The organism is Sulfitobacter litoralis (assembly GCF_900103185.1).
Lineage (GTDB): Bacteria > Pseudomonadota > Alphaproteobacteria > Rhodobacterales > Rhodobacteraceae > Sulfitobacter > Sulfitobacter litoralis.
The window spans coordinates 127080-149227 of record NZ_FNJD01000007.1 but is presented as its reverse complement, the minus strand read 5'-3'; the positions used below and the strand labels follow the sequence as shown (position 1 = coordinate 149227).

Here is a 22148-nt window from a genome sequence, read left to right as displayed (position 1 = left end):
GACCTCGGTTCACTTGCTCGCTAGAACCCCGACAAGGTCGGCATCGATACAATGCCTGAGCAAACCCGCGGCTCGGCCTGTCTCCTGATACCTACGCCAGACACGCAAAAGGCGGGCACATCACTGCACCCGCCTTGGAAAACACCCTAAGGGCCTATGTTTTATTTGTCGCCTGGCAGACCAGCAGCGGCTTCGCCGACTGTTGCGTCAAGGTTCTGGTTACATACAACCAAGAAGCTTTCCATCGCGGCTTCGTCCATTGGCTCAGCCGTCATGTTGGATTCAGCGGTGTTGCCACCTGTGTCTTCAACAGCTTGCAGGTCACCTTCGAGTGAACCTTCTTCAGATTCATCGTCGGTTGCTTCAGCAGCTGTTACAGTTGTGGTGGTGGTTGTATCACCTGTGTCACGGCCAGAGTTGCCCATGGAGCCACCATTGTCACCATCGTCGATCTCTGCGATCGCGGCGGAGGCCACCATCATCTGATCGTCTTTCGACAGCTCATTGAATTCAGCGCAAGTCATAGAAGAACTGGCGTGTGCAGCTGCGAATGCTGGAGCAGATACGGTACCCATGAGGGCGGCGATGACGAGGGTTTTAAATGTATTGGTCATCGTTAATCTCCTAAATTCTCGTTTCTGCCTGACCAACTCCGCATTGCGCGCATTGGTTCCGCAGTCAGAGATCAATTCGCTTCACCAAAAAGAGAGCACGCGGTAACCCGTTCGCCTTAAAAAGGTTTTTCTGCGCTGGACGCTGTTGATTTGCACGCCTACCTTCGGCCTCATGATCCGGTATCTGCTCAAACGTTTGCTCTCGCTTTGTATCAGCCTGGCTGTTGCATCGCTGGTGATCTTTACCGTTATCGAAATTGCCCCCGGTGACCCTGCCTCCTTTATGTTGGGGATGAACGCCCAGCCTGAAACCCTTGCCGCGCTGCGCAGTGAGCTTGGGCTCGATGTATCGAAACCAGCACGCTATCTTGCGTGGGTCGGTGGGCTGCTGCAGGGGGATTTCGGCACCTCCTACACCTACCGCACCCCGGTCTCCGACATGATTGCCGCGCGACTTTGGGTATCCATGCCGCTGGCGCTCTATGCACTTGGGCTGTCGACGCTGATCGCGTTTCCAGCGGGTATCTACGCGGCGGCGCGGCGTGGCAAAGCAGGCGATGTCGGTGTCATGGGAGCCACGCAGCTGGGTGTCGCGGTGCCGAATTTCTGGTTCGCCATGATCCTCGTGCTGATCTTTGCGATCAATTTGCGCTGGTTCGCCGCCGGCGGTTTTGTCGGCTGGGAACAAGGCGTGCTGACGGGGCTGCATGCCCTGACCCTGCCCGCCATCGCACTGGCCCTGCCGCAAGCTGCGATCCTAGCGCGGGTCATGCGGTCTGCGCTGCTTGATGTCTTGGGCGAAGACTACATGCGCACGGCCCGCGCCAAAGGGCTGACCGAAAGACAAGCGCTGTGGCGTCACGGGTTGCGCAATGCGCTGATCCCGGTGCTGACGATCATCGGGCTACAATTTTCGTTCCTGCTGGCGGGGTCGATCATCATTGAACAGGTGTTCTATCTGCCGGGGCTCGGACGGCTGGTGTTTCAATCCATCTCGGCGCGGGATTTGATCGTGGTGGAATCCGTGGTCATGCTTCTGGTGTTTTCGGTTATCTTGGTGAACTTCCTTGTGGATCTGGCCTATGCGGCGGTTGACCCGCGTCTGAGGGCGCGCGCTTGAACCGGAACCTGATCCTTGGCGCGCTGCTGACATCCGTCTTTCTGCTGTCCGCGCTTGTGTCCTTTGTCTGGACGCCGTTTTCCCATACGGCGATGGATATCCCGAACAAGCTGCAAGGGGTCGGCGGCGCTCATCTGCTGGGCACCGATCACTTTGGCCGCGATATCCTGAGCATGATCATGGTCGGCGCGCGCACCTCTATCGCCGTGGCGCTGGTGGCCGTGGGCATCGGCATGGGCCTTGGCGTGCCGCTTGGTCTGTGGGCCGCAGCCAAACGCGGGTCGCTGGTGGATGAAATCATCATGCGCGGGAATGATCTTGTCTTTGCCTTCCCCTCGCTGGTGATCGCGATCCTGATCACGGCGATCTTCGGGGCCAGCGCGATCAACGCGATCATCGCCATCGGCATTTTCAACATTCCCGTCTTTGCGCGCATCACCCGCGGCGCCGCGCTCAGCCTGTGGGAGCGTGAGTTCATCCTTGCCGCGCGGGTCGCGGGCAAATCGGCGGCGCGGATCTCGGTCGAACATATCCTGCCCAATGTGACAAACCTACTGATCGTGCAGGGCACGATCCAGTTCAGCCTTGGTATTCTGGCCGAGGCAGGGCTGTCCTATGTCGGGCTTGGTGCGCAACCGCCGACACCTTCCTGGGGCCGCATGCTGGCCGACGCGCAAACCATGGTAAGCATCGCGCCGCATATGGCGCTGGTGCCCGGCTTTGCGATTATCCTGACGGTGCTGGGGCTGAACCTGATGGGCGACGGGCTGCGCGATGCACTGGACCCACGGCTGCGGGTGACCCGTAAATGACCTTGCTGAGTATCACCAACCTGTCGCTGGCGATCCACCGGTTCGACATCCTGCATGATGTCACCCTGTCCGTCGATGCCGGAGAGATCGTGGCCGTGACCGGCGAAAGCGGCTCTGGCAAATCCATGACCGCGCTGGCGGCGATGCAACTGCTGCCGAAGGGGACGCAGGCGCGCGGTCATATCATGCTGGGGGATCAAGACCTGCTGGCCCTGCCTGAATCCGAGCTCTGCGCCATCCGCGGCAATGACATCGGCATGGTGTTTCAAGAACCGATGACCGCGTTGAACCCCGTGCAGACCATCGGGCATCAGGTCGCTGAAACCATTCGCATCCATGACAAAACCGTGTCTCGCCAAGCCGCTGCCAAGCGGGCGGCCGAAACGCTTGAAAGGGTCGGCTTGCCCAACGATCGCTTTCCGCTGACCCGCTACCCACACGAGCTGTCGGGCGGGCAACGCCAACGGGTAGTGATCGCCATGGCCATCGCGCTGCGGCCGCGATTGCTGATCGCCGATGAACCGACCACCGCGCTGGATGTCACGACGCAGGCGCAGATCCTTGATCTACTAAAATCGCTGGCGCGGGACGACGGGATGGGGCTGCTGATGATCACCCATGATCTGGCGGTGGTCGCCGATATGGCCGACCGCATCATCGTCATGCGCAAGGGAGAGATCGTCGAACAGGGGCAGACACAATCCCTGCTGCGAACCATGCGCCACCCCTATACACAGATGCTTTTTGCCGCCTCGAACCACAGCGTGGCGCTGCCCAAGGCCCCGCCTCCACAACCGCTGCTGACAGTAGAAAATGTCAGCCGCGACTATGCCCTGCCGCGCCGGACGCTCTTTGGCAAACCCGGTCGGTTCCGCGCCGTCGATAACGTATCCTTCACCCTGCAACGGGGCGAACGCCTGGGCCTCGTGGGTGAAAGCGGCTGCGGAAAATCGACCCTGACACGGGCGCTTTTGGGTCTGGAGCCGGTGCAATCGGGCAGCATCACACTCGACGGCACCGCAGTCTTTAGCGGCACCAAACCCAACCTTGATGTGCGCCGCAAAATGCAGGTGGTGTTTCAAGACCCGTTCGGCAGCTTCAACCCGCGCCACCGTGTCGACCGGCTGATCAGCGAACCTTTCCACCTGCTGCCAGCCCCCCCAAGCGGCAGCGCCCGTACCGATGCCATCGCCGACGCATTGATCGCCGTGGGCCTGTCCCCCGATGATGCGACCAAATATATCCACGAATTCTCGGGTGGCCAGCGCCAGCGGATCGCCATTGCCCGTGCGTTGATTATCCGCCCTGACCTGATCCTCTTTGACGAAGCGGTCAGCGCGCTGGACGTTTCCGTGCGGGCGCAAATTCTTGATCTGCTGGCTGAGCTGTGCAGCGCCTATGACCTGACGTACTTGTTCATTTCCCATGACCTGACTGTGGTGCGCACGATCACGGATCGCGTGCTGGTGATGAAATCCGGGCAGATCGTTGAACAAGGTGCCACCGCAGAGGTTTTCGACCAGCCTCAGCACCCCTACACTCAAAAACTCCTCGCCGCCGCGCCACGTTTGCCGGACCTGTGATGCCCCAGCTTCATTTTGCCAAATAAACTCCCCGCGGCGCGTCCCGCACTAACCAAAGGCACTGCCCTATGAGACCCGGACCCAGAAACCTGATCACCGATGTGCCCGGCCTGCGTGTGGGTAATGCGCAGGACGATGCGCTGAAATCAGGTACGACGGTGCTGCTGGCGGATGCGCCTTTTACCGCCTCTGTCCATGTGATGGGCGGTGCCCCCGGCACGCGCGAGACGGATTTGCTCGCCCCCGACAAATCGGTCGCCACAGTAGATGCGCTGGTGCTGTCGGGCGGGTCGGCCTACGGGCTGGATGCCTGTTCGGGCGTGGTTGACGCGCTGCGTGCTGCCGGGCGCGGGTTTTGGCTGGGCGATGCCACGATCCCGCTGGTGCCGGGGGCGATCCTGTTTGACCTGCTCAACGGCGGTGACAAGAATTGGGAGCACAACCCCTACCGCGCCTTGGGGCGTGCGGCCTATGACGCCGCGACCGAGGACTTCAACCTTGGCACCATTGGTGCCGGCACCGGTGCGCTGAGTGCGATGGTCAAGGGCGGGCTTGGATCAGCTTCGCTAGAGTTACCCGATGGCACGATAGTGGGCGCGCTGGTCGCGGCCAATCCGGTGGGCGCGGTCACCACGCCGGGCGACAAGTATTTCTATGCCGCCCCCTTCGAGGTGAATGGCGAATTTGGCGGTAGGGGCACGGACCCTGCAACGGGACTTGGGATGACAATGGATAGCCGCAAGATGGCCTCCATGTCCCCGCGTGAAAATACCACCATCGCGATTGTTGCCACAAATGCGACTCTAACAAAGGCACAATGCCAACGCATATCTGTTGCCGCCCATGACGGGATCGGGCGTGCGACGGTGCCTGCCCACACGCCTTATGACGGTGATCTCGTCTTTGGCCTAAGCACGGCGGCACATGAGGTCGCCGAGAGCATCCTGCCGTTGATCGGCCATGCCGCGTCGCTGTGCCTGGCGCGGGCCATTGCGCGAGCAGCCTATTTTGCCACGCCAGCAGCGGGCGATCTGTTGCCCTGCTGGTCGGACCTCAACAGCTGATACGCATAAAAAAACCCGCGTCTCCATTTGGAAACGCGGGCCTTTTACGCGGGTTAGAGCCGCTTATTCAGTTTTCTCGGCCTCGGCATCCTTGGCCATTGGCGCATCTGCTTCTGCTTCTGCCTCAGCTTCGGGTGAGAAAGTTGCAAGATAGGCCGCGACGTCTTCGCCGCCTTTGCGCATTCTGAACGACATCTTCGAACGTGCCTTTTTATCATCCAGTGTGGTGCGCAGGAAATCGGTAGGGTTGACCAGATATTCGGCCATATTGGCTTCGTCCCAGACCAGACCCGCTTCGCCGGCCGCAACCAGATCATCGCCGTAGCGATAGTCTTCGACGGTGCCCGCTTGTTTGCCGATGATCCCGAAAAGGTTCGGACCGACCTTGCCGCCCCGCTGGAACGTTTCGCCTGCGTCGTCGACGATCATGTGGCAGGCTTTGCATTTGCCGAACTGCTTTTCGCCAGCTTCGGCGTCGCCCATGCTGTGGCTGTCTGCCAGTGCCGGACCCGCGATCACGGTGGCGAGTAGTGCGCTATAAAGATATTTCATTGCGATTTCCCATATTCATTCATCATCGTTTAACCTAGCTCAGGCTCCCATATGTCAACGGGGGCCTGTTTTCGCGGGGCGATGTTGGGGTCTCAGGCGCGAGGGCCTATCGTGACCTCAAGTGTCGCGATCCCGTCCACACCGCCGGTCACGACATCCCCTTCGACAAGGGCCGCAACGCCGGCTGGTGTGCCCGTCATGATGATATCACCCGGTGCAAGCGACATGGAATGCGACAAGATCGCCACGTGTTCGCGCACCGACCAGATCAGATCTGCCAGATCGGCGTCCTGACGTACCGTACCGTTCACAGCCAGCCAGATGCGTCCTTGTTCAACCGATGGCACATCGGCGATGGGTTTTAGCGGCGCAATCGGGGCGGAGTTGTCGAACGCTTTGCCCCAATCCCATGGGCGCCCTGCTTTCTTTGCCTCGGCCTGCAGATCGCGGCGTGTCAGGTCGATCCCGACAGAGGCGCCCCAGACGTGATCCATCACGTCTTCCTCGGCGATGTTGCGCCCGCCTTTGCCTATGGCAATGACCAGTTCAATCTCGTGGTGCAGATCCTCTGTCTGAGGCGGATAGGGGATCGTGAAGGGCGTATCCAGCGCGGCATCGGCGGGTTTTGTGAAAAAGAACGGTGCCTCGCGGGTCGGGTCATTGCCCATCTCGCGGGCGTGCGCCTCGTAGTTGCGGCCGACGCAAAAAATCCGACGAATGGGAAAGCGGGCGTCTGTGCCCTGCACCGCCAGACTGGCCTGAGGGGCAGGGGGAAATACGAATTCATCAGCGGGCATGGGGCATATCCTTTGCTTTATCGTGTTACTACCCTGCATACGCCCCTGCGCAGGCGCCGTCACCAGATAAGACACCAAAACGCCCGATAGGGCCTGTCCCCAAGCAAAAGGCCGACACAGTGCGTGCCGGCCTTTGTTTTTGTTCACCTGTAGATAACGGCTATTTCTCGGGCTGGATCGCTGGCTTTTCAACCGGATCGACGGTGCCCTCGGGCGCGTCGTCGATCAGCTCTGCGTCCTCGATATCGGCGCGGGTGGCGACTGCTGGCTTTGCATCGGCACCGGAGTTGTCTTCCAGCGCGCCCACAATCAGTGGCAGCATCTGCACGCCGCCGGGCATCGCGACTTCGGACATGGGCGGCGTTTTCCACGCCAGCGTATCGAAGCTGTGGCAGTTTTCGCAGATCGGTTTCCAGTTTGCGTGGATGTGGTGGCAGTTTTCACAGATCCACTGCGGGCCGCGCGACACCGTCAGTGCCCGTGCCAGCCAGCCTTTGACGACCGTGTCCGACGCGCCTTCGCCCCGTTCGATGGCGGCCATCAGGGTGACCGAGCGGGCCGTCGGATCAGTTTCGACGAGATCACCCAAAGACCGGCGCGCCTGCGGGAAATCCTCGGCGGCGATGTTCAGCTCTGCCAGCAGCATCTTGGTTTCTGGATGGTCCGGCTGCACGCGTGTCAGCGCGGTAAAGCGTTTCAGCCGCTCTTTCGGCGTTTCATCCGGCTGGATCGCGGCGAAAGCACCGGCAAGATCGGGATGCGGCTGCACGCTCCATGCCTTTTTCAGCACGCGGGCCGCGTATTTCGGTTTGCCCTGATCAATGTACCCATGCGCGGCCATCACGGCCGCAGGGATCAAATCGGGCGACAGACGGTTCGCTTCGATCGCGGCTTCGCGCGCTTCGATGCTGTTGCCTTCGGCAACGACGTCTTTCGCCTCAGAGAGGGCAAGCACGGCATCGCGGCGTTTGTGCACGTCACGCGGCATCTGGCCGTTCTTGAGTTTGGTGTTCAGCGTTTGACGTGCGCCGGCCCAATCCTCCTTCTCTGCTTGCAGCTTAAGCAGTACATCGCCGGTTTCCGCATGCTTCGGTTTGATGGCAAAGGCTTTCTCGGCCAGCTTCAGCGCGGTTTCCGTGTCGCCTTCGGCCAGCTTCTGTTTCATGATCCCGCGCACACCGACGAAACGGGTGCGTTCATTGGTCACCAGCTTGCGATAGGTTTCTTCCGCCTTGCGGTGGTCACCTGCCAGTTCAGCAGCTTGCGCAATCAGCAAGTTTGTCAGGTCAGGACGTTCAAGATATTTGTCTGCCTTTGCGGCCTTGGCCATTGCCAGACGCCCTTCGCCACTGGCCAGCGCCATCAAGCCTTCGGAAAGGGCCTCGTATCCCTTGCGTTCGCGGTTGCGGTCGAAATAACGCGACAGCGCCGTTTCGTCCCCGTTCAAGAAATGCCAAACCGCAACGAGCAGCGCAAAAATCTTGAGCAAGATCCAAACGGCGACAACCAACAGCACCACCGCGATCACAGATTGCAGCGGGCCAAAGCTGTATTCGGTGCCCATCACAGTCACTTGCAACCCGCCCGAGCTTTCCAGCAGGAACGATGCGCCCCATGTGATGGCGGCAATCACCGCAACGAACACAACGATCTTAATCAGTGACCAAAGCATAAATCAGGTTCCTCAGTTCGCCGTCAGGCGTTGTGTCAATGTCTGTACGGCGTCTTGGGCATCGTGGCGCGCTTGCGCATCGGCGAGCCAATCGGACATGGGGTCCTGGGCCTCGGGCGGCAGGGTTTTCACCTCGGCCAGCGCCTCGTCTAGGCGACCGTCGCGAATGGCAGCTTCGGCACGGGACAGAATGGCATCAGCGTCGTCCCCGTCACGGGGTGCTACCGACCGCGCGCCCAACTGTTGCTTAAAGAAGCCACCAATACCGCCGCCGTCTGCCTCTGGGGTCGCGGCACGTGCCGCTGCAAGCGTCGCGCGGGCCACATCAGGAAAGCGGTCTTGTAGGTTGGCACCCGTGACAACCCCTGTCGCGGCGTTGTCTGCAAGTGCGGCGGGAATGTCCTGAATGCCATTCTCCTGAAGCGCTGCGATCTCGGCTTCAAACGGTTGGCCTGTGGTAACAGCCGATACGATCCGTCCCAAAGCAGATTGCAACGTCGCAGCCTGTGCGGCCTGCGCGGTCGCTTCTTCCACACTAAGTGCGTTGTCCAGCAAGCGTTCGATTTCGTCGCGCTGTGTCTCGACCGAGGATTTCAGCGCGGCCAGTTCCTGTTCAAAGCCCGAAGTATCGACGGGGGCCGGTGCCTCTGCCGCAGGACGATTGCCAAGCGCTTCAACACGTGTTGCCAGTTCAGCGACCTGCGCTTGAACCTCTTGCAGCGCGGCGTCATCGGCAGGCGCAGGGGCGGGGCGGGCTTCTTCCAGCGCCTTGATCCGGGCCTCTTGCGTGGCGAGCGTCTCTGTCAGGGTAGATTGCGTGGTATCTACGGGGCGCAAACCAGCTTGATCCAGTACATCATATTCCGCCACGGCAAAGCCGATCCCGCCGGCGATGATCCCGCCAAAGAGCATGGGCCAAAAGACACTACCACGCTTTTCAGGCTCTGCCTTGGGGGACGCGGGCGGCGGCGTCTTGGTCGTTTCAGCAGGCTTAACTGTTGCAGCGCTGGAGGGGGTTGTAGGTTTTGCACTCTCGGGCTTTGACGCGGGTGTCGCGGGTTTGGTTGCTGCTGTGTCCGGCTTCACGTCTTTCAGATCGAGTTTTGTATCGCTGGGCGTCGTTTCGGATTTGGTAGAACTTGTAGAACTGGACGCTGCAGCGGTGGCCGAGGACGCCTTGGAGGGTGTGTCGCTCGCTTTTGTTGTCGCAGGGGGGGGTGTGGTTACATCCTTGGTGGATGTTGTGTTTGCAGAGGTCGACGGTTTGTCGTCAGGCATCGCTGTCACGCCCGCCGCCTTGCCTGTCGATGTGTCCTTAGCCGTATTAGCTGTCGCCGTATTAGCTGTCGCCGTTTTACCAGGCGTCGTTTTATCAGGCGTCGCCGCGCTGGCCGGCGATGGTTTGACCGCGGGCTTGGGTTTGGCTGTCGAAGATGTCGATGTGGATGCCGTCGTCTTCGCTACGGCGGGTGATCCGGTTTTTTTGGCAGTCGTCTTCGGCTTAGCGGCGGCAGCAGACGCCCGCGATGTCGAAGATGTCTTCGGGGAGTCACCTGAATTTGGTGTTTTCGCTTTCGCCACGCTTAAAAACCTTTCCGATTCTGACCTGATATCAGACGTATTCCTGAACCTTAGACGGCATATAGGCCGACCTTCAAGCTAACCTGTTCCAATCCACCGCAGTTTCAAGCGTAAAACGCAGTGACGTGGCAGTTGGTTCAGCTGCGACCAACAATTGTCGAACCTCCTTGGACCCCAACGCCTCGGCCACTGCATCGCTGAGGGCTATGATGATCGCATTCGCCATATCGGGTACCTGATCGGCAAATTGGGCGGCGGTGCGTGGGGAAAATAGGGGCACGATGGCCGGAGCCCCGCTCACCAGTGCAGCTTGGGCGGCGTCGGTCAGCGGCAGCGCCTTTTGATCATACAGCACCACAACATGCGTCAGCAGACCGGACTGCGTGAGCTTATCGGCAACATCGCCGCGTTGATGGGTACCGCGCAAATGCAGCAGAGGCGTCGCTGGGCCATGCTGAACCAACATAGGCACCAACCGCGCTGCATCCGGGGCATGAAATTGCACCCGCCATCCGCGTGCTATGGCGGCCTCTGCCGTGATCTCGCCCACACAATAGGCCGTGACCCCGTCCCCATCAGGCCCATGCATCACACCATTGGCCGAGGTGAAAATCACCCCACCGACCCCGTCAAGGTCAACAGGCGTATCAACCGGTTCGATCTGGAGCAAAGGACTGATCACCAGCGTCACCCGGGACAGCAGCTTGGGCGACAGGCTTTGCGCAAAGCGAGTGCAGGCCAAGCGAGGGCGGGTCAGGATCAACGCTGGTTTTGTCATCTTTCGGTATGGCCCCAAGGATTGTTCCACATGCCCCGAGGTGTTACTTGCCCCCTGTCACCCTTGCAATGGAAACAGCCATGTTACTTCTTGGATTGGAAAGCAGCTGCGACGATACCGCCGCCGCGCTGGTACGCCAGATGCCGGGTCAGCGCGCCCAAGTGCTGTCCTCCGTCGTTGTGGGGCAAACCGAATTGCATGCCTCTTTTGGCGGTGTCGTCCCTGAAATCGCAGCACGTGCCCATGCTGAAAAACTGGACCTCTGCGTCGAAAAAGCGCTGGCCGAGGCCGAGCTGTCTTTGGCAGATGTTGACGGTTTTGCCGTGACTGCGGGACCGGGCCTGATTGGCGGCGTTCTGTCGGGGGTGATGTGCGCCAAGGGGCTGTCGGCGGCGACGGGCAAGCCGCTGTACGGGGTGAACCATCTGGCCGGCCACGCGCTGACGCCACGGCTGACCAATGATGTGCCCTATCCCTATTTGATGCTGCTGGTGTCGGGCGGGCATTGCCAGTTTCTGCTGGTGCATGGGCCGGACCGGTTTGAACGACTGGGGGGCACCATCGATGACGCGCCGGGCGAGGCTTTTGACAAGGTTGCACGCCTGATATCGCTGCCGCAACCGGGCGGGCCTGCGATTGAACAGGCGGCCAAGGCGGGGGACCCCAAACGCTTTGCCCTACCGCGCCCCCTATTGGATCGGCCGGATTGCGATATGTCATTCTCGGGGCTGAAAACGGCGGTGCTGCGCACGCGGTACAAGGTGATTGACGAAAAAGGCGGGTTGAGCGTTCAGGATCAGGCCGATCTGGCTGCCGGTTTCCAGGCTGCCGTCACCGATGTGCTGGCCGAAAAGACCCGCCGCGCCTTGCGGAAATATCTGGACCATGCGCCTGCTGTGCGCAGTCTTTGTGTCGCGGGTGGGGTCGCTGCGAACAAGGCAATAGGCCACGGATTAGAGACTGTTGCGCGTGAAGTAGACTGTGCCTTTATCGCGCCGCCGCTGTCGCTGTGTACCGATAATGCCGCGATGATCGCCTTTGCCGCGATTGAACAAAGCCATCTCCGCGGCCCCGATGATCTGACCCTGTCGGCCCGACCGCGCTGGCCGCTGGACACAAGGCAGCCCGCCATGTTGGGCAGCGGCAAAAAAGGAGCGAAAGCATGAGCATTGCTGTTCTCGGCGCTGGCGCCTTTGGCACCGCGTTGGCGATTTCTTTGGCTGGAAAGGGCGCGGTCACGCTGTGGGCACGGGATGCGCACGGCATGGGGCAAAGCCGTGAAAACACCGCCCGCCTGCCCGGTTGCCCCCTGCCAAAGGGATTGTTCGTCACCGAGGATCTGGCAGAAGCCGCCAAGGCCCAGACCTTGCTGGCGGCGGTGCCGATGCAAAAGCTGCGTGGTTTCCTGACCGAGAACGCCACAGCGCTGGATGGCAAGACCATCGTCGCCTGCTGCAAGGGGATCGAGCTGAACACCGGTCTAGGCCCTGTCGCCGTGATCCGCGAGGTGCTGCCGAATGCCACGGCTGCGATCCTCACCGGACCCAGCTTTGCCGCCGATATCGCACGGGGGTTACCCACGGCGTTGACGATTGCCTGTGCCGACAAGCCTACCTGTGCTGCTCTACAACAGAGCCTAACAACGGCAAACCTGCGCCTTTATCGCACCTCTGACACTGTGGGTGCCGAACTGGGCGGGGCGCTCAAGAACGTCGTGGCGATCGCCTGCGGTGCCGCAATCGGGGCCGGTCTGGGCGAAAGCGCCCGCGCCGCCGTGATGACCCGCGGCTTTGCCGAGATGCAGCGGCTTGCCGCGCATCACCATGCCGATCCCGTGACACTGGCGGGGCTTTCCGGCTTTGGCGATCTGACACTGACCTGTACATCGACCCAGTCGCGGAACTACCGTTTGGGGCTTGCATTGGGCCGGGGGGAACCCTTTGACAGCGCCACCACCGTCGAAGGGGCCGCCACCGCGCGCGCCGTGGATACGCTGGCGCAAGACAACGGGCTGGACCTGCCTATCACCGCCGCCGTTGCAGGTCTGGTCGAGAACCGCTTAGATGTGGCAAGCGCGATGAAAGCGCTTTTGACCCGCCCCTTAAAGGAAGAATAACATGTTGGTTGCCCTTATTGCCAAAGACAAAGCTGGCGCGCTTTCAGTGCGTCAGGAAAACCGCCCCGCCCATGTCGACTATCTGAAATCCACTGGCGTCGTTGCCCAAGCAGGCCCGCTGCTGGATGATGCCGGTGATATGATCGGGTCTTTGGTCATTCTAGATGTGGCAGATAAAGCCGCAGCACAGGAATGGGCCGACAATGATCCCTATGCCAAAGCAGGACTGTTCGCCGATGTGCAGCTGATCCCGTGGAACCGGGTGATCGGCTAATGGCCTACTGGCTGTTCAAATCCGAACCCTCGACCTGGGGCTGGAAGGATCAGGTCGCCAAAGGCGCGGCAGGCGAGGAATGGGACGGCGTGCGCAACTATCAGGCGCGCAACTTTATGCGCGAGATGGCAGTCGGCGATCTGGGGTTCTTTTACCATTCGCAAGGGGAACGCGCGATTGTCGGCATCGTCGAAGTCTGTGCCGCAGCGCATCAGGACAGTTCGACCGAGGATGCGCGGTGGGAATGTGTTGATATCAAAGCCCTGCGCCCGTTCGAGGCACCTGTGACACTGGACGATATCAAGGCCGATGGCCGGTTCGACGATATGCCCTTGGTCAAAAGCCCGCGCCTGTCAGTGCAACCTGTCACGCCGGAACAATGGACCGCGATCTGCGCGATGGGGAACACCCAAAGTTAGACCCTATCAAGAGATTTCGATACGGAAAAACGCCCGCTTGGCAAAGCGGGCGTCTCATATTCAATGCACTAGAATTTACCCGTAAACGGATTCTTTGCCAAAGTGTTTGGTCAGCATATAATAGACCACGGCGCGGTATTTGTTTCGCTCGGACTTTCCGTAGGTTTCCACGGCTTTGTGAATACCGTCCATCAGGTCAGGGCTGTCAGAGAGGCCGAGCTTTTTCATCAGAAAGTTGGCTTTTACCAATTCAAGCTCGCTTTCTTGTGACGCGGCGATGGTTTGGGCGTCGGCGTTATAGATCGACGGACCGCAGCCGATGGTCACTTTTGTCAGCAGGTCCATGTCTGGTGTCATGCCGCATTTCGTTTTCAGATCGTCAGCGTATTTTTCGATCCATTCGTCTCTCTTGCCCATAGGGTGTCTCCAACCGTTGATGTGACCGGTAGCTCCGGCCTTGGGTCAAAGCCTAGAGCGGTTTTGGCGCGTTCGAAAGAAATTTTTCCCGCAACACTGGTCCTGCGCCGTTTCCGGCGCAACCTGTGCCCCCGTCATTTAGCTGTTCAGGAACCTTCAAAAAGTTGCCAAAAAATCGGACCGCCCCTCACTTTAAGGTGTCATACTGCGCTGTTAGACGCATAGGCTAAGCGAGCGGAGGGACCGAGAATGTTTAAGCGATATGCCATCTATTATACGCCGCGCACGGGGGATTTTGCCCAGCGGGGTGCTGCGTGGTTGGGCTGGGACCTGCAGGCGGGGATACCGGTCGCACATCCCGCCGTTGAAAATATGGACATTGCCAAATTGACCGACCGGCCACGAAAATACGGGCTGCACGGGACGGTCAAAGCCCCGTTTGAGCTGACAAAAGCGTCGACCGAAGCGCAGCTCATCGCGGGCGTTGCGACCTTCTGCAAAGGTCAGGCACCGGTGCAGCTTGACGGGTTAGCGTTGTCGCAGATCGGGCGGTTTCTGGCGCTGGTGCCGCAGGGGGATACCACCGCGCTTGGCAGTCTTGCGGCCACGACCAATGTCGTGCTGGATGCGTTCCGTGCGCCTTTGTCCGAGGCAGAGTTTACCCGCAAGAATGCGCCCCACCTCACCGATCAGCAGCGGATTTACCTTAAAAACTACGGATACCCGCATATTATGGAGTATTTCCGGTTTCACATCACCCTTACGGGCCCGCTTGCGTCCGACCAGTTAACGCCCGTCAAAACGGCTCTGCAGCGCTATTTAGGGACAGATATTCCCGCCCCCTTTATCATCGACAGCCTGACCCTATGTGGCGAAGATGCCGATGGGCGTTTCCACAAAATTGAACGCTTTACCCTTGGGGGATGACAAATGAAAAACGCCGCCTGAACAAATATTCAGACGGCGTTTCATCGAATGCAATACGCTGGTTTAGTAGCGGTAGTGTTCCGGCTTGAACGGGCCTTCGGGTGTTACGCCGATATAGGCGGCTTGTTCGCTGGTCAATTGGGTTAGCTTCACACCAATACGGTCCAAGTGCAGGCGTGCGACTTTCTCGTCCAGATGCTTGGGCAGGATGTAGACCTGATTTTCGTATTTGCCGGTGTTTTCCCACAGTTCGATCTGCGCCAACACTTGGTTGGTGAAGGAAGCCGACATGACAAAAGACGGGTGACCGGTCGCGTTGCCAAGGTTCAGCAGACGGCCTTCGGACAGCAGGATCAGACGGTTGCCCGAAGGCATCTCGATCATGTCGACCTGTTCTTTGATGTTCGTCCACTTGTGGTTCTTCAGCGCGGCGACCTGGATTTCGTTATCAAAGTGGCCGATGTTGCCAACGATCGCCATGTCCTTCATCTCGCGCATATGCTCGATGCGGATCACGTCTTTGTTGCCGGTGGTGGTGATGAAGATATCGGCGGTGTCGAGCACGTCTTCCAGCAGGACGACTTCGAACCCATCCATCGCGGCTTGCAGCGCGCAAATCGGGTCGGCTTCGGTCACTTTTACGCGGGCACCGGCACCGGCCAGCGATGCGGCAGAGCCTTTGCCAACGTCGCCATAGCCGCAAACAACGGCAACCTTGCCGGCCATCATCACGTCGGTGGCACGGCGGATGCCATCGACCAGCGATTCACGGCAGCCGTATTTGTTGTCGAACTTCGACTTGGTGACGCTGTCATTCACGTTGATCGCAGGGAAGGGCAGCTGGCCTTGCTTCACCAGATCGTACAGACGGTGCACGCCTGTGGTGGTTTCCTCGGAGACGCCCTTGATCTGGTCGCGCATCTTGGTGAACCAGCCGGGGGATTGCGCCATCCGCTTTTTGATCTGTGCCTTAATCGCGATTTCTTCTTCCGATGTCGGGACAGAGATCACGTCTTCGCCAGCTTCTGCGCGGGCACCCAACAGGATGTAAAGCGTCGCGTCGCCACCATCGTCGAGGATCAGGTTCGGGCCTTCGGGGAACTGGAAGGATTTATCCAGATAGTCCCAGTGCTCTTCCAGCGACTGGCCCTTGATCGCGAACACGGGCGTGCCGCTTTCAGCGATGGCCGCAGCGGCGTGGTCTTGGGTAGAGAAGATATTGCAGGACGCCCAGCGCACATCCGCACCAAGCACGACAAGCGTTTCGATTAGCACGGCGGTCTGGATCGTCATGTGCAGCGAGCCCACGATGCGTGAACCGGACAGCGGTTTGCTTTCGCCATATTCGGCACGCAGCGCCATCAGGCCGGGCATTTCGGTTTCCGCAATATCAAGCTCTTTGCGGCCAAAGGCAGCAAGGCTTATGTCTTTAACGATGTAATCGTTGGCCATCGGGGGCATCCCTTTTCAAAAGATCGGCAATGTTTCTATATTTGAAAAGGGCCGTAGCACTTTGGGGGAGTGATCTCAACGGTGGTGGTTCGCCGTCACACGAAACGGTTACTCTGCCGAGGCGACGACCATTTGATCGGTCTTCATGCCCGCCATCCAGTTTTGACCCTGCGCCGTCACGCACGCCATCCCGTTCGACAGGGTTTTCACGGCAGACCATGTACCAGTATTGTCCGACGCCCAGATTTGAACGGCGCTGTCATCCTGTCCTTCGACCGGTGTTTCGCCGTACCAGTCCACCAATGACGCCTTGAGCTCTTGCGCGGGCATACAGACGTCGCTGGCCAAGGCCGGCGCGGCAACAGCCCCGAGGCCAAGGGCAAGTGTGAGAGCGGAAATTACAGGTTTCATGATCGTCTCCTTCGTGGGAAGAACACGATGAACCCGCAAATGTTCCACGTGAAAAAAGGCAGAATAACACAATGGCGCAGCAATCGCGTGCATGGCAACGCATGTTATCCGGTCGCAGGCTTGATCTGCTGGACCCGACGCCGGTCGATATAGAGATCGAGGATATCGCCCATGGGCTGGCCTTTGTGGCGCGTTGGAATGGTCAGACGCGGGGGGATTTCGCCTATTCCGTGGCTGAACATGCCCTGCTGGTCGAAACCCTTTACGGGCGGATGAACCCCAAGGCTCCGGCGAAATGGCGATTGGCCGCCTTGCTGCATGATGCGCCGGAATATGTGATCGGGGATATGATCTCTCCGGTGAAAGCTGCAGTCGGGCCGGAATATGGCGCACTGGATGACCGGTTGATGTCCGCGATCCACATCCGCTTTGGTCTGCCCGCAGCGCTGCCCAAATCGGTCAAGCAGCAGATCAAACGTGCCGATAAGGTCAGCGCTTGGATGGAGGCGACGCAGATCGCCGGTTTCTCGGAGGCAGAGGCGTCCAAGTTCTTTGGCCGGCCCAAGCCCGAGGTGATGGAGGGGCTGTCCATCGTGCTGCGCCCGCCGGTGGAAACGCGCAATGACTTCACCGCGCGGCATCTGGATTTGCTGGGCGCGCTGTAATGGTCAAGGTCCGCCCCCCTATCGCGCTGGATGCGTCCAGCATGGCGCAGCTGTTAAACGAGATTGTCACCATTGGCGGCACCACCGCGATGACGCGCCCGGTCACCGGTAAGGATCTGACCGAATGGATGGCCACCAATGCCGACCAAAGCGCATGGCATGTGGCGCTGGATGACCAAGAGAACGTCGTCGGTTTTCAATGGATCAGCCCACACCCTAACCTGCCGCCCGAGGCCTGCGATATCGCGAGCTTTGTGCAGGTCGGTCGCACAGGTCTTGGCGTCGGGTCCGCGCTGTTTAATGCCACGGCACAGGCGGCGGAACGGCTGGGCTATGTCTGGATCAACGCCACGATCCGCGCTGACAACGACGGCGGGCTGACCTATTACCAAAGCCGCGGGTTTCGCGATTGGCACTTTGACCAAGGTGTCACGCTTGCCTCGGGTCAGGTCGTGGACAAGATCAGCAAACGGTACGACGTCTAGCGCCCTATTGCGGTGACCGTTTTGCCAGAATGCGCTGCAAGGTCCGGCGGTGCATATTCAGCCGCCGCGCGGTTTCGGATACGTTTCTATCGCAAAGCTCGTAGACACGCTGGATATGTTCCCACCGCACACGATCCGCGCTCATGGGGTTTTCCGGTGGCGGCGGCAAGTCATCGCCCGTGGCCAACAGCGCGTTCACGATGTCATTGGCGTCAGCGGGTTTTGACAGATAATCCGTCGCGCCGATTTTGACTGCGGCGACGGCGGTGGCGATGGCCCCGTATCCCGTCAGCACCACAACCCGCGCATCGGGGCGCTTGTCGCGCAACACCTCGACCACATCCAACCCGTTACCGTCCTGCAACCGCAGATCAACCACCGCATAGGCCGTGGGCCGTGCAGTCGCGATCGCAACGCCAGCGGCGACAGAGCCCGCGGTCTCTACCTCGAAACCCCGTTTTTCCATCGCTTTGGCCAGACGGCGCAGAAATGGTTCGTCGTCGTCCACCAGAAGGAGGGACCGATCCTCGCCTAGGTCGAGCGTATTTTCCTGAACCATATCATGCTCCGCTGGTTGAATGTTGTACCCGACTTTATCCAGATATGTGGCGCGAGCATAGGGAGGTCAAATTTTCTACTGGTTGTCCACAAAGCACGCGACCTTGTCGGCCAACTGCTCTGGCGGGACATCGCGGCGAAAGAAGTCGACGAAACCGTCTTCGGGCATCACCAGATAGCTAAAGGTCGAATGATCCACGAGGTAGTCTTCCCCTTCATCCTCATGCGCCTTGTAATAGGTGCGGTAGGCATCGCTTGCCGCTTTGACCTGTGCGGGCGATCCGGTCAGGCCGATCATCTTGGGGTGCATGTTGGCGGCGAAATCCCCAACAACTTCAGGGGTATCTCGGGCGGGATCGACCGAGATGAACACCGGCGTTGCAGAAATACCGCGCGCTTCCAGTTCATCGACGGCGCGGGCGTTCCGGTCTACGTCCAGCGGGCAAACATCAGGGCAGAAGGTATAACCAAAGTAAACGAGGCTGGGTTCGGTGATCACATCCGCGTCCGTCACGGTCTGGCCTTGCGCATTCACCAGCTCGAACGGGCCGCCCAATTCGGCACCACCGGCCACGGCAGAGTTTTTGCACTGCGCGTATTTGTCGCTGTCGCCATCGGACCGGTAGACGAGCATCAAGGACACCGCCAAAAAGGCCAGAACGACCAGCACCGCACCAATTGCCATTACTCTTCTCATATTCATTCTCCTGCGCGGTTAGGCGCTCTTGATCCCGGTCGGACACAGACCTACGCTTTCCCTCTATCAACGTAATCTACATTTTGAAAAGGTGCGCCGATGACGCAGGCCGCTGACATTCCCGTGGGGAGAGGCTTGGGCAAGGGTGCCCGCGCCAACTGGATCAGGCTACGCACCATGATTGTGCTGCGGTGGGTGGCGATTGCGGGACAGCTGACGGCGATCACTGTGGCGCAACGCATCTTTGGCCTGCAGTTGGAACTAGGGCTGTGTTATTTGGCCATCGGTGTGTCGGTCCTCGGGAACCTGATCGCCATTCTTGTCTTTCCCGAAAACAAACGTCTGTCTGAATACGAAAACCTGCTGATGGTGCTGTTCGATCTGGTGCAGCTGGCGTTTCTGCTGTTCCTGACCGGCGGGCTGCATAATCCGTTTTCGCTGCTGCTGCTGGGGCCTGTGACCATCTCTGCGACGGCGCTAAGCCTGCGGTCGACCATTGTGCTGTGCGGTACGGCGATTGTGCTGGCGACACTGCTGGCACTTTTCCACCTGCCACTGATTACAGCTAACGGCGGGCGGCTGGAACTGCCAAGCATCTTTATCTTTGGCATCTGGATTGCACTGGTAATCGCGATTTTGTTCTCTACCGCCTATTCGCGCCGCGTTACGACGGAAATCCATTCGATGGCCGACGCCTTGGCCGCGACGCAAATGGCGCTGGCGCGGGAACAAAAGTTGACCGACCTTGGCGGCGTGGTGGCTGCCGCTGCACATGAACTGGGGACGCCCCTTGCCACGATCAAGCTTGCCAGTGGCGAGCTTTGGAACGAACTGCAAGACCAGCCTGAACTGGCAGAAGACGCGGCCTTGATCCGCGATCAAGCGGACCGGTGCCGCGATATTTTGCGTAATATGGGGCGTGCAGGCAAAGACGATCTGCACCTGCGACAAGCCCCGTTGATGACTGTTCTGGAAGAAGCCGCCGAACCGCACCGTATGCGTGGCAAAACCTTTACCTTTACCCTTGGCCCTGATGCGGGTGATGTCTCCGACCAGCCCGCGATCCTGCGCCGGCCCGAGGTTATTCACGGGCTGCGTAACCTGATGCAGAACGCAGTCGATTTTGCCGCAACGACAGTCTGGGTCGAAGCCAACTGGACCGATACCGTGATCTCGGTTCGTATATTTGACGATGGTGCCGGTTTCCCGCCAGATATCCTTGGCCGTATCGGAGACCCGTTCATGCGTCGGCGGCGGTCTGACCCAAAGGCTGCGCAGCGGCCCGAATATGAAGGTATGGGGCTGGGGCTGTTCATCGCAAAAACCCTGCTGGAACGATCCGGTGCGGAGCTGCGCTTTGCCAATGGGCCCGAAACCGCACCGCACTCCGAGACGCCTGTTGGGGCTGTGGTCAAAGTGACTTGGCCACGGGCGAAGATTGATGCCGACCGCGGTGACACGCCGCGCGCGACGGGGGAAAATACACAATTTTCATGGTAAATCTTTCGCGAATAGAGTGTCAGCGCGCTCTGGGACAAAACCCGCCGATCTCTGGATCGGTTAATAAACCATTAACTCTTTTGGCGCTTAACTTAGCAGAACCCTAAGGAAATGAGTCTCGCCGTGGCTTCCACATTTGACATCGCGCTTGTGATAATGGCCATCCTACCCAGTGGCTATGTCGCCTATCTGTGGCTCAATAGCCCTGAACGCAAGGATAAGCCCGTCCTGCAGGGCGAACCCGAGCTGTCATACCTGTTCGACCACGGCGTGTTGCAGCATGCCTCTAGCGCGGCGCAACAGTTCTGCCCGCTGGAAGCAGGGCACCATGAATGGCCCGATTTATATCACAATATCTTGCCGCGTTTCGGGCTATTCCCGGACAAGCCCCCTTCCACCGGCGAAGGCCAAATGATTGTCGCGGCGACTGATCCCAAAATCCAGACAATGCTGCGTATCAACTGGGACAAACACCTGTGTCGGGTCGTTGTGCTAGATCCCAAAGACGTCGGCGTTGACCTGCGGTCAGAGGCAGAGGTCACGCTGTCGCGGGTGCGCTCTGATGTTTCTGTGCCGCTTTGGCACACGGATCAACACCACCGACTGCTGTGGTACAATGATGCCTACCACAAGCTTTTTAACGTCTCCCACCCGACGCTGGCTATCGAAAGCAGGGCGCTGTTTCCTGCGGACTTCAGCAATACGACACACCGCCTTGCGCTGCGCGATCAGACAACCGGCGCGAAAAACTGGTATGCCGTGACCCATAGCCAGTCACGCACCACCAATTGTTACCAAGCGATTTGCATCACACCCCTGATCCGCGCCGAGGAAGCACAGCGTAACTTTGTCCAGACCTTGACCAAGACCTTTGCCCAACTGTCGATCGGGCTCGCTATATTTGATCGCAAGAACCAGCTTGTCCTATTCAATCCAGCCCTCATCGACCTCACCGGCCTTGGGGCGCAGTTCCTGAGTGCCCGCCCCGAAATCCAGACCTTTTTTGACAAACTGCGCGAAACACGCAAAATTCCCGAACCCAAAAATTATGCCTCATGGCTCAATACCGTATCGGAATTGATAAGCGCCGCGCATGATGGCCGCTACGAAGAAATCTGGTCGCTGGAGTCCGGTCAGACGTTTCGCGTCAAAGGCCGCCCCCATCCCGACGGTGCCACGGCCTTTCTGATCGAAGACATCAGCGCGCAGGTCACCCAGACCCGCAGCTTCAGGGCCGAACTGGAACAGGGCCAAGCCATGCTGGATACATTGGATGACGCCATCGGCGTATTCTCATCCTCGGGGGTTTTGACGTTCTCGAACAGAGCCTACCAAGAGCTCTGGAAGGTCGAACCGGATGCGGCCTTTGCCGATATCACCATCCATGATGCAATTCAGGTCTGGAAACGGCGGTCCGCGCCCAACCTGCCGTGGGAGCAGATACAGGGCTTTGTGGAAAACAGGGACGATCGCCTGAATTGGAGCATGCCGCTGTATCTCGTCGATGGGACCGAGCTGACCTGTCTGTTCTCACCGATCCTCGACGGAGCCACGCTGATCCGTTTTCACCAACCGAGAAAACATCCCGCAGAAATCGAATATTTCGACCGCGCGAAAGCGCCACAAGATACCTGATCCCCGCTTTCGCCTTGCG

Annotated in this window: 25 protein-coding genes; 14 read left to right on the top strand and 11 right to left on the bottom strand. The window is 59.4% G+C overall.

Features of this window, described 5'->3' with window-relative positions; translation table 11 throughout:
* Positions 1-161 precede the first annotated feature (161 nt).
* The gene (locus BLQ98_RS08055) at positions 162-614 is read right to left on the bottom strand and encodes a hypothetical protein (protein WP_093732828.1); all 453 of its coding nucleotides are present in this window, start codon (positions 612-614) and stop codon (positions 162-164) included.
* A 172-nt stretch (positions 615-786) separates the two neighbouring features.
* Here BLQ98_RS08055 and BLQ98_RS08050 point away from each other — a divergent pair, with 172 nt between their 5' ends.
* The 4 genes from BLQ98_RS08050 (at position 787) to BLQ98_RS08035 (ending at position 5193) form a co-directional block, all read left to right on the top strand.
* Complete coding sequence (locus tag BLQ98_RS08050; RefSeq protein ID WP_093732827.1) at positions 787-1734, top strand: ABC transporter permease; 948 nt, start codon at positions 787-789, stop codon at positions 1732-1734.
* Positions 1731-2546, top strand: a complete 816-nt coding sequence (locus BLQ98_RS08045) for an ABC transporter permease (protein WP_093732826.1) — start codon at positions 1731-1733, stop codon at positions 2544-2546. The genes BLQ98_RS08050 and BLQ98_RS08045 overlap by 4 nt, the downstream gene beginning before the upstream one ends.
* A complete protein-coding gene (locus tag BLQ98_RS08040) occupies positions 2543-4129 on the top strand; it encodes an ABC transporter ATP-binding protein (protein ID WP_093732825.1) in 1587 nt (528 codons plus the stop codon). Before BLQ98_RS08045 ends, BLQ98_RS08040 begins: the two co-directional genes overlap by 4 nt.
* Before the next feature lie 68 nt (positions 4130-4197).
* The gene (locus tag BLQ98_RS08035; RefSeq protein WP_093732824.1) at positions 4198-5193 is read left to right on the top strand and encodes a P1 family peptidase; all 996 of its coding nucleotides are present in this window, start codon (positions 4198-4200) and stop codon (positions 5191-5193) included.
* A 63-nt stretch (positions 5194-5256) separates the two neighbouring features.
* Here the strand turns inward: BLQ98_RS08035 and BLQ98_RS08030 are convergent, their stop codons facing one another.
* The 4 genes from BLQ98_RS08030 to BLQ98_RS08015 form a co-directional block, all read right to left on the bottom strand.
* The gene (locus BLQ98_RS08030) at positions 5257-5745 is read right to left on the bottom strand and encodes a c-type cytochrome (protein ID WP_093732823.1); all 489 of its coding nucleotides are present in this window, start codon (positions 5743-5745) and stop codon (positions 5257-5259) included.
* A gap of 92 nt (positions 5746-5837) precedes the next feature.
* Entirely contained in the window at positions 5838-6542 is a 705-nt protein-coding gene (locus BLQ98_RS08025; protein ID WP_093732822.1) for a fumarylacetoacetate hydrolase family protein, read from the bottom strand.
* Positions 6543-6702: 160 nt separating this feature from the next.
* Positions 6703-8214, bottom strand: a complete 1512-nt coding sequence (locus BLQ98_RS08020) for a heme biosynthesis protein HemY (protein ID WP_093732821.1) — start codon at positions 8212-8214, stop codon at positions 6703-6705.
* 12 nt (positions 8215-8226) lie between these two features.
* Positions 8227-9126: a COG4223 family protein gene (locus BLQ98_RS08015; RefSeq protein WP_093732820.1), complete on the bottom strand. Its 900-nt coding sequence runs from the start codon at positions 9124-9126 to the stop codon at positions 8227-8229.
* On the opposite strand from BLQ98_RS08015, the gene BLQ98_RS08010 reads away from it, so the two are divergent.
* Positions 9125-9877: a hypothetical protein gene (locus tag BLQ98_RS08010; RefSeq protein ID WP_093732819.1), complete on the top strand. Its 753-nt coding sequence runs from the start codon at positions 9125-9127 to the stop codon at positions 9875-9877. The two genes, BLQ98_RS08015 and BLQ98_RS08010, sit on opposite strands and share 2 nt — an antisense overlap.
* Here BLQ98_RS08010 and BLQ98_RS08005 read toward each other — a convergent pair.
* Positions 9869-10573 (bottom strand): uroporphyrinogen-III synthase, encoded by a 705-nt coding sequence (locus tag BLQ98_RS08005; RefSeq protein WP_093732818.1) that lies wholly within the window; start codon positions 10571-10573, stop codon positions 9869-9871. The genes BLQ98_RS08010 and BLQ98_RS08005 overlap by 9 nt on opposite strands.
* 68 nt (positions 10574-10641) lie before the next feature.
* Between BLQ98_RS08005 and tsaD the strand changes: the two genes are divergently transcribed.
* The 4 genes from tsaD to BLQ98_RS07985 are packed head-to-tail and all read left to right on the top strand — an operon-like array spanning position 10642 to position 13382.
* Positions 10642-11739 (top strand): tRNA (adenosine(37)-N6)-threonylcarbamoyltransferase complex transferase subunit TsaD, encoded by a 1098-nt coding sequence (gene tsaD / locus BLQ98_RS08000; protein ID WP_093732842.1) that lies wholly within the window; start codon positions 10642-10644, stop codon positions 11737-11739.
* The gene (locus tag BLQ98_RS07995; RefSeq protein WP_093732817.1) at positions 11736-12689 is read left to right on the top strand and encodes an NAD(P)H-dependent glycerol-3-phosphate dehydrogenase; all 954 of its coding nucleotides are present in this window, start codon (positions 11736-11738) and stop codon (positions 12687-12689) included. The genes tsaD and BLQ98_RS07995 overlap by 4 nt, the downstream gene beginning before the upstream one ends.
* Before the next feature lies 1 nt (position 12690).
* The gene (locus BLQ98_RS07990; RefSeq protein ID WP_093732816.1) at positions 12691-12963 is read left to right on the top strand and encodes a YciI family protein; all 273 of its coding nucleotides are present in this window, start codon (positions 12691-12693) and stop codon (positions 12961-12963) included.
* Positions 12963-13382: an EVE domain-containing protein gene (locus tag BLQ98_RS07985; RefSeq protein WP_093732815.1), complete on the top strand. Its 420-nt coding sequence runs from the start codon at positions 12963-12965 to the stop codon at positions 13380-13382. Before BLQ98_RS07990 ends, BLQ98_RS07985 begins: the two co-directional genes overlap by 1 nt.
* A 75-nt stretch (positions 13383-13457) precedes the next feature.
* Here BLQ98_RS07985 and BLQ98_RS07980 read toward each other — a convergent pair whose 3' ends face one another.
* A complete protein-coding gene (locus BLQ98_RS07980) occupies positions 13458-13799 on the bottom strand; it encodes a DUF2853 family protein (RefSeq protein WP_093732814.1) in 342 nt (113 codons plus the stop codon).
* 249 nt (positions 13800-14048) lie between these two features.
* Here BLQ98_RS07980 and BLQ98_RS07975 point away from each other — a divergent pair, with 249 nt between their 5' ends.
* The gene (locus BLQ98_RS07975) at positions 14049-14726 is read left to right on the top strand and encodes a DUF1045 domain-containing protein (protein WP_093732813.1); all 678 of its coding nucleotides are present in this window, start codon (positions 14049-14051) and stop codon (positions 14724-14726) included.
* 63 nt (positions 14727-14789) lie between these two features.
* Here BLQ98_RS07975 and ahcY read toward each other — a convergent pair whose 3' ends face one another.
* Positions 14790-16178 carry an adenosylhomocysteinase gene (gene ahcY / locus BLQ98_RS07970; protein WP_093732812.1) on the bottom strand — a complete coding sequence of 463 codons (1389 nt, stop codon included), beginning with the start codon at positions 16176-16178 and terminating at the stop codon, positions 14790-14792.
* Positions 16179-16286: 108 nt separating this feature from the next.
* Positions 16287-16589, bottom strand: coding sequence for an S-adenosyl-L-homocysteine hydrolase (locus BLQ98_RS07965; protein WP_167354523.1), 303 nt, complete (start codon positions 16587-16589; stop codon positions 16287-16289).
* Between the two features lie 71 nt (positions 16590-16660).
* Here BLQ98_RS07965 and BLQ98_RS07960 point away from each other — a divergent pair, with 71 nt between their 5' ends.
* Positions 16661-17254 (top strand): HD domain-containing protein, encoded by a 594-nt coding sequence (locus BLQ98_RS07960; RefSeq protein WP_093732811.1) that lies wholly within the window; start codon positions 16661-16663, stop codon positions 17252-17254.
* Positions 17254-17739 (top strand): GNAT family N-acetyltransferase, encoded by a 486-nt coding sequence (locus BLQ98_RS07955; protein ID WP_093732810.1) that lies wholly within the window; start codon positions 17254-17256, stop codon positions 17737-17739. Before BLQ98_RS07960 ends, BLQ98_RS07955 begins: the two co-directional genes overlap by 1 nt.
* A 4-nt stretch (positions 17740-17743) precedes the next feature.
* On the opposite strand, the gene BLQ98_RS07950 is transcribed toward BLQ98_RS07955, so the two are convergent.
* Positions 17744-18298, bottom strand: a complete 555-nt coding sequence (locus BLQ98_RS07950; RefSeq protein ID WP_093732809.1) for an ActR/PrrA/RegA family redox response regulator transcription factor — start codon at positions 18296-18298, stop codon at positions 17744-17746.
* A 75-nt stretch (positions 18299-18373) separates the two neighbouring features.
* A complete protein-coding gene (locus tag BLQ98_RS07945) occupies positions 18374-18994 on the bottom strand; it encodes an SCO family protein (protein ID WP_208596034.1) in 621 nt (206 codons plus the stop codon).
* A gap of 99 nt (positions 18995-19093) precedes the next feature.
* Here BLQ98_RS07945 and regB point away from each other — a divergent pair, with 99 nt between their 5' ends.
* Together regB and BLQ98_RS07935 are read left to right on the top strand one after the other, a co-directional pair.
* Positions 19094-20494, top strand: a complete 1401-nt coding sequence (regB, locus tag BLQ98_RS07940; RefSeq protein ID WP_093732807.1) for a sensor histidine kinase RegB — start codon at positions 19094-19096, stop codon at positions 20492-20494.
* A 123-nt stretch (positions 20495-20617) separates the two neighbouring features.
* A complete protein-coding gene (locus BLQ98_RS07935; RefSeq protein WP_093732840.1) occupies positions 20618-22129 on the top strand; it encodes a PAS-domain containing protein in 1512 nt (503 codons plus the stop codon).
* Positions 22130-22148 lie beyond the last annotated feature (19 nt).

Coding starts and splice junctions, on each gene's coding strand:
- BLQ98_RS07965 (WP_167354523.1), bottom strand. CDS start 16,589: ATGAAACCTGTAATTTCCGCTCTCACACTTGCCCTTGGCCTCGGGGCT.
- BLQ98_RS08010 (WP_093732819.1), top strand. CDS start 9,125: ATGGGCCAAAAGACACTACCACGCTTTTCAGGCTCTGCCTTGGGGGAC.
- BLQ98_RS07990 (WP_093732816.1), top strand. CDS start 12,691: ATGTTGGTTGCCCTTATTGCCAAAGACAAAGCTGGCGCGCTTTCAGTG.
- BLQ98_RS08050 (WP_093732827.1), top strand. CDS start 787: ATGATCCGGTATCTGCTCAAACGTTTGCTCTCGCTTTGTATCAGCCTG.
- BLQ98_RS07975 (WP_093732813.1), top strand. CDS start 14,049: ATGTTTAAGCGATATGCCATCTATTATACGCCGCGCACGGGGGATTTT.
- BLQ98_RS08005 (WP_093732818.1), bottom strand. CDS start 10,573: ATGACAAAACCAGCGTTGATCCTGACCCGCCCTCGCTTGGCCTGCACT.
- BLQ98_RS07980 (WP_093732814.1), bottom strand. CDS start 13,799: ATGGGCAAGAGAGACGAATGGATCGAAAAATACGCTGACGATCTGAAA.
- BLQ98_RS08020 (WP_093732821.1), bottom strand. CDS start 8,214: ATGCTTTGGTCACTGATTAAGATCGTTGTGTTCGTTGCGGTGATTGCC.
- BLQ98_RS08035 (WP_093732824.1), top strand. CDS start 4,198: ATGAGACCCGGACCCAGAAACCTGATCACCGATGTGCCCGGCCTGCGT.
- BLQ98_RS07960 (WP_093732811.1), top strand. CDS start 16,661: ATGGCGCAGCAATCGCGTGCATGGCAACGCATGTTATCCGGTCGCAGG.
- BLQ98_RS08030 (WP_093732823.1), bottom strand. CDS start 5,745: ATGAAATATCTTTATAGCGCACTACTCGCCACCGTGATCGCGGGTCCG.
- tsaD (WP_093732842.1), top strand. CDS start 10,642: ATGGAAACAGCCATGTTACTTCTTGGATTGGAAAGCAGCTGCGACGAT.
- regB (WP_093732807.1), top strand. CDS start 19,094: ATGACGCAGGCCGCTGACATTCCCGTGGGGAGAGGCTTGGGCAAGGGT.
- ahcY (WP_093732812.1), bottom strand. CDS start 16,178: ATGGCCAACGATTACATCGTTAAAGACATAAGCCTTGCTGCCTTTGGC.
- BLQ98_RS07950 (WP_093732809.1), bottom strand. CDS start 18,298: ATGGTTCAGGAAAATACGCTCGACCTAGGCGAGGATCGGTCCCTCCTT.
- BLQ98_RS08040 (WP_093732825.1), top strand. CDS start 2,543: ATGACCTTGCTGAGTATCACCAACCTGTCGCTGGCGATCCACCGGTTC.
- BLQ98_RS07945 (WP_208596034.1), bottom strand. CDS start 18,994: ATGAGAAGAGTAATGGCAATTGGTGCGGTGCTGGTCGTTCTGGCCTTT.
- BLQ98_RS08025 (WP_093732822.1), bottom strand. CDS start 6,542: ATGCCCGCTGATGAATTCGTATTTCCCCCTGCCCCTCAGGCCAGTCTG.
- BLQ98_RS07985 (WP_093732815.1), top strand. CDS start 12,963: ATGGCCTACTGGCTGTTCAAATCCGAACCCTCGACCTGGGGCTGGAAG.
- BLQ98_RS07995 (WP_093732817.1), top strand. CDS start 11,736: ATGAGCATTGCTGTTCTCGGCGCTGGCGCCTTTGGCACCGCGTTGGCG.
- BLQ98_RS08055 (WP_093732828.1), bottom strand. CDS start 614: ATGACCAATACATTTAAAACCCTCGTCATCGCCGCCCTCATGGGTACC.
- BLQ98_RS08015 (WP_093732820.1), bottom strand. CDS start 9,126: ATGCTCTTTGGCGGGATCATCGCCGGCGGGATCGGCTTTGCCGTGGCG.
- BLQ98_RS07955 (WP_093732810.1), top strand. CDS start 17,254: ATGGTCAAGGTCCGCCCCCCTATCGCGCTGGATGCGTCCAGCATGGCG.